Genomic DNA, 5,166 nt, shown 5'->3' with positions numbered 1-5,166 from the left:
GCCGCGCCCGTGGCCCGGGAGACCCGGGCCACGGGCGTACGATCCGGGGCCCGGTCCTCCGCGGCGGGTACGCGAGCGATCCGGTAGGGATCAAGCCCGCCCGGACTCCGCGTAGTTGCGCAGGAACAGCGCCTCGGCGACCGAGAGCCGCTCGAGCTCTTCGGGCGACACGCTCTCGTTCACCGCGTGGATCTGGGCCTCCGGCTCGCTGAGCCCGATCAGGAGGATCTGGGCCGACGGGTACAGCTCGGAGAGGGCGTTGCACAGCGGGATCGAGCCGCCCATGCCACAGGCCTGCATCTCCTCGCCCGGGTACGCGGCGCGCATGGCATCGGCCATCGCCGTGTACGCGGGGCTGCCGAGGTCGGCGCGGAACGGCTGGCCCTGGCCGATCTGTTCCACCGAGATCCTGGCACCCCACGGTGCGTGCGACTCGAGGTGGGCGGTCAGCAGTTTCGTCGCCTCGGCGGCGTCGTGCCCTGGCGGCACCCGCAGACTGATCTGCGCCCGGGCGCTCGCCTGCAGGGACGGCGTGGCGCCCACCACCGCGGGGCAGTCGATCCCGATGACGGTCACCGCGGGGCGAGCCCAGATCCGGTCGGCCACCGTGCCCGTGCCGATCAGCCCGACACCGTCGAGCACCTTGGCGTCGCTGCGGAACTCGTCCTCGGGGTACTGCAACCCGTCCCACGCGGCATCCGTCGTGAGCCCGTCGACCGTCGTCGTGCCGTCCGCGTCCCGCAGCGTCGACAGCAGCTGGATCATCGCGGCCAGCGCGTCCGGGGCCGCGCCACCGAACTGCCCGGAGTGCAGGTTGCCCTGGAGGGTGTCCAGCCGCACGCGCAGCATGGTCATGCCGCGCAGCGTCGAGGTGACGGTGGGCAGGCCCACCCGGAAGTTCCCGGTGTCACCGATGACCACGGTGTCGGCGGCGAGCAGCTCCGGGTTCGCCCGCGCGTACTGTTCCAGGCCGCCGGTCCCCTGCTCCTCGGACCCCTCCGCGATCACCTTGACCGAGACGGGGACGCCGCCGTTCGCCTTGAGGGCGCGCAGCGCGAGCAGGTGCATCATGAACCCGCCCTTGCAGTCCGCGGCGCCCCGGCCGAACCAGCGGCCGTCACGTTCGGTCAGCTCGAACGGCGGGGAGAGCCAGGCGGCTTCGTCCAGCGGCGGCTGCACGTCGTAGTGCGCGTACAGCAGGACGGTCGGCGCTCCGGCCGGGCCGGGCAGGTAGCCGTACACCGACCGGGTGCCGTCGGGCGTGTCGAGCAGGGCGACGTCCTGGAAGTCCTCGGCGCGCAGCGCGTCCGCGACCCAGTCGGCCGCGGCGTCGCACTCGCTCTTCGGGAACTGCGCGGGGTCCGCCACCGACCGGAAGGCCACCAGCTCGGTCAGCTCCGCCTTCGCGCGGGGCATCAACGAGGCAACGGTCTCGGCAATCGGACGGGCGGTCATGGGCACGCTCCTCGTGGGTGCGACGTCGGTCGGGTCTGTGGGGGCGCACTGTGCGCGCCCGGGCGGAGCCGCAGGTCGCGGCGTTCACCTGTAGGACGAAAACACTGCAGATCCTCCCACAGCCGGTCCGTGCCGCCGCGCGCCGTAGGATGCCGGGAGCAACTGGGGCCACTGGTCGGGATCGGGAGCAGAAGCACATCGTGAGCAGCGAGAACGCAGACGCCGGACGTGAGCCGGAAGAGTCGTCGACACCACCGCGGGAATCGTCGGTGTGGGACGTCGTGGTGGTCGGGGCGGGGCCGGCCGGAGCCTCCGCGGCGTACGCGGCGGCCGTCGCGGGCCGGCGGGTGCTGTTGCTGGAGAAGGCTGAACTGCCGCGCTACAAGACGTGCGGCGGCGGAATCATCGGGTTCTCCCGGGATTCCCTGCCGCCGGGGTTCGAGCTCCCCCTGAAGGACCGGATCCACGCGGTCACGTTCTCGCTCAACGGCAGGCTGTCCCGTACCCGCAGGTCCAAGCGCATGCTCTTCGGGCTGATCAACCGGCCCGAGTTCGACGCCGGTCTGGTGGAGGAGGCGCAGAAGGCGGGTGCCGAACTGCGCACCGGCGTGTCGGTGACCCGGGTCGAACAGCACGGGCCGGCGGTGCCGGACCGGCGCACCGTCGCCGTGGTGCTGGCCGGCGGCGAGACGGTCCTCGCCCGCGCGGTCGTCGGCGCGGACGGCAGCGCCGGACGCATAGGAGCACATGTCGGCGTGAAGCTCGACCAGGTGGACCTCGGCCTCGAAGCCGAGATCCCGGTCCCCGCGACGGTGGCCGAGGACTGGGCGGGGCGGGTGCTGATCGACTGGGGGCCCATGCCGGGGAGTTACGGATGGGTCTTCCCCAAGGGCGACACGCTGACCGTCGGGGTCATCTCGGCGCGTGGCGACGGGGCGGGGACGAAGCGCTATCTCGAGGACTTCGTCGGCCGGCTCGGCCTGGCCGGTTTCGAACCCACGATCTCCTCAGGGCATCTGACCCGGTGCCGCACCGACGACTCGCCGCTCTCCCGCGGCCGGGTGGTGGTCTGCGGTGACGCGGCCGGACTCCTGGAGCCCTGGACCAGGGAAGGCATCTCCTTCGCCCTGCGGTCCGGCCGGCTCGCGGGTGAGTGGGCGGTGCGGATCGCGGAGGCGCACGACGCCGTCGACGCCCGGCGCCAGGCGCTCAACTACGCCTTCGCGATCAAGGCGGGCCTCGGTGTCGAGATGGGCGTCGGCCGGCGCATGCTCAAGCTGTTCGAGCGGCGCCCCGGCATCCTGCACGCGGTGCTGACCGGTTTCCGCCCCGCCTGGACGGCGTTCGCCGGCGTGACCCGGGGGACCACCTCGCTGGCCGAACTGGTGCGTACACACCCGCTGGCGCAGCGGGCCATGTCGGCGCTCGATCGCTGAGGACGGAGGGCGCGCCGGTACCGCGCCGGCACTGTCAACTCGTCACGGTGATGCGGAAGACCGGGTGGTCGGGGCAGGCGGCGAGGAGTTCCTCGTCCGAGGACCGGGCGGTGACGCCCTGGAAGTACTGGTTGACCTCCCAGCCCCACCGCCGGAGGTAGGCGCGGACGACCCGTGCCTTCTGTTCGTCGTCCGCGATCTCGACGGCCGTGAAGCTGCGGACCGTGCGGCCCACCCGCAGCTCGCCGCCGCCGGCCGCCCGCATGTTGCGCACCCACTGCGAGTGGCCGCGGGCGGACACCAGGTACTGGTGGCCCTCGAAGGTGTGGGGGTTCACGGGGATGCGCTGAAGCTGTCCGCTCCTGCGGCCGCGGACCGACATCTCGGCGGTGCCGAGGAGGCTGATGCCGCGGCGTGCGAGCCGGCCGACGAGGCCGTTCATCCGGACGTTGAGGGGGCTGCCCTGGAGGTAGTGCGGCTGCGGCATGGTGAAGGCTTCCGATCCTGATGGGGGTCCCGGGCTCTCCTGTGGGAGCAGTGATCCTGTGTGAGAGCACTGCTCTCGCTTGAGATCAGTGTGCACGGTCGGCCGCTCCAGAGCAAGAGCAGTGCTCTCTTTTTGGTGCACCGCTCCGAACCGTGGCAGACTGAGCGGCATGAGCACCATCCGAGGAGCCAGAGAGCGCGCCCGCGTGGAGGTCACCGCCGCGATCAAGGACGAGGCCAGGAGACAGCTCGCGGCGGACGGCGCCGCGAAACTCTCCCTGCGCGCCGTGGCCCGCGAGCTGGGCATGGTCTCCTCCGCGCTCTACCGCTACTTCCCGAGCCGTGACGACCTCCTGACGGCCCTGATCGTCGACGCCTACGACGCGGTGGGCGCAGCGGCCGAGGCCGCCCGTGCGGCGGCGGGCGGTTCCACCGGCCCGCACACCGCGCGCTGGACGGAAGTGGCCTGCGCGGTACGGGGCTGGGCGCTCTCCCATCCCCACGAGTACGCCCTGATCTACGGGTCACCCGTGCCCGGCTACAGCGCCCCCCAGGACACCGTCGGCCCCGCCTCGCGGGTGGGACTCGTGTTCGTCGCGCTCGCGCGTGACGCTCATCGGACGGACGGCCTGGCCCCACCACGGCTGGGCCCCGAACTCCGCCCCGAGGCCGAACGCATGGCCGCGGACCTGGCCCCCGACCTCCCGCCCGCCACGGTGGCGGCCCTCGTCGCGGCGTGGGCCCAGCTCTTCGGCCTGATCTCCTTCGAGCTCTTCGGCCACTTCCACCGGGTCGTGGAGGACCGGGAGCCGTTCTTCCGGTGCGCCTCCCGCGAACTCGCCCGGTCGGTCGGGCTCCTGGACGGTCCACACGGCGGCAATGTCCGAGGCGGCGACGTCTGAGGCGGTGGCGTCCGAGGCGGTGCCGTCCCGGGCGGGCGGCGTTCGGAGGCGGTGCCGTCCGCGCCGGCGGTCGACCGCCGACCGCCGGCGCGGACCGGACCGCCGCGCGGTTCCGGCCGGCCCCACGACACCGCCCGGCTTCCGGGGTGCGGAGCGGTGGCGCGGCCGTGGGCCGGTGGCCTGCCGACGCGCAGCGCACCCCGCGCGCGGACTCCGGCCCCGGGTACCGGCCGGGCGCCCTCGATCCTTCCGGCCGGGCGGCGGGTACTGCACGGGGAGTAGACGGGACCACCACGCCCGGCTGACGCGCCTCGCGGTCCCGCCCGTCTAGCGTTGCCGTATGGACGAGGAGCGAGCGCACGGAAGCCCGGCCCCCCGCGGCGGTCCGGGCGGCCACGCGGTTCCGGAGTGGCTGCGCCGGTCGCCGTGGCCCGCGGGCGGCGGCGACCGGGTGCCCTGGCTGTCGACCGTGGTGCTCGGCGTCTTCGTGATGGCCGGCACGACCGTCGCGGCGCACGGGCAGGGCCGCGAGCCCCTCGGCGTCGTGGCCCGGCTGCTGCTGACCGCCGCGGTCGCCGTGCTGCTGGTGCGCCACCGCCACCCCCGGTTCGCCGTCGCCGGGACGTCCGCCGCGACCCTCGTCTATCTCGCGCTGGGCTATCCGTACGGCCCGGTGTTCCTCGCCGTCGCCGTCGGGTGCTTCAACGCGATCGTGTCGGGGCACCGGAAGGCGGCCTGGTGGTCGCTGGGTGCGCTGTGGGCAGGGCATGTCCTGGTGTCCCACTCGCTGTACCGATGGCTCCCGCCGGACGGCGACGGCCCGGCGCCCTGGGCTCAGGAGGCACTCGTCACCGCCTGGGCCGCGGCGATCGTCGCCGCGGCGGAAC

Annotated in this window: 4 protein-coding genes and 1 pseudogene; 3 read left to right on the top strand and 2 right to left on the bottom strand. The window is 73.5% G+C overall.

What is annotated here, in order from left to right; genetic code table 11:
• Positions 1 to 90: 90 nt before the first annotated feature.
• Entirely contained in the window at positions 91 to 1,455 is a 1,365-nt protein-coding gene (locus tag ABZ371_RS28680; protein WP_358684923.1) for a dipeptidase, read from the bottom strand.
• 200 nt (positions 1,456 to 1,655) lie between these two features.
• Here ABZ371_RS28680 and ABZ371_RS28675 point away from each other — a divergent pair, with 200 nt between their 5' ends.
• Positions 1,656 to 2,891: a geranylgeranyl reductase family protein gene (locus ABZ371_RS28675; RefSeq protein ID WP_358684921.1), complete on the top strand. Its 1,236-nt coding sequence runs from the start codon at positions 1,656 to 1,658 to the stop codon at positions 2,889 to 2,891.
• Positions 2,892 to 2,925: 34 nt separating this feature from the next.
• Here ABZ371_RS28675 and ABZ371_RS28670 read toward each other — a convergent pair whose 3' ends face one another.
• Positions 2,926 to 3,378 carry a nitroreductase family deazaflavin-dependent oxidoreductase gene (locus tag ABZ371_RS28670; protein ID WP_358684918.1) on the bottom strand — a complete coding sequence of 151 codons (453 nt, stop codon included), beginning with the start codon at positions 3,376 to 3,378 and terminating at the stop codon, positions 2,926 to 2,928.
• A 169-nt stretch (positions 3,379 to 3,547) separates the two neighbouring features.
• On the opposite strand from ABZ371_RS28670, the gene ABZ371_RS28665 reads away from it, so the two are divergent.
• Both ABZ371_RS28665 and ABZ371_RS28660 read left to right on the top strand, forming a co-directional pair.
• Positions 3,548 to 4,279 (top strand): TetR/AcrR family transcriptional regulator, encoded by a 732-nt coding sequence (locus ABZ371_RS28665; protein WP_358684915.1) that lies wholly within the window; start codon positions 3,548 to 3,550, stop codon positions 4,277 to 4,279.
• Between the two features lie 340 nt (positions 4,280 to 4,619).
• Positions 4,620 to 5,166, top strand: a pseudogene (locus tag ABZ371_RS28660) (sensor histidine kinase); the annotation flags it as partial.

Origin of the sequence: Streptomyces sp. NPDC005899, assembly GCF_040629645.1 — a bacterium.
In the GTDB taxonomy this organism is placed as follows: Bacteria; Actinomycetota; Actinomycetes; order Streptomycetales; family Streptomycetaceae; genus Streptomyces.
Note: the sequence above shows the minus strand (reverse complement) of the source record. Positions and strands in the feature narration are given on the sequence as shown.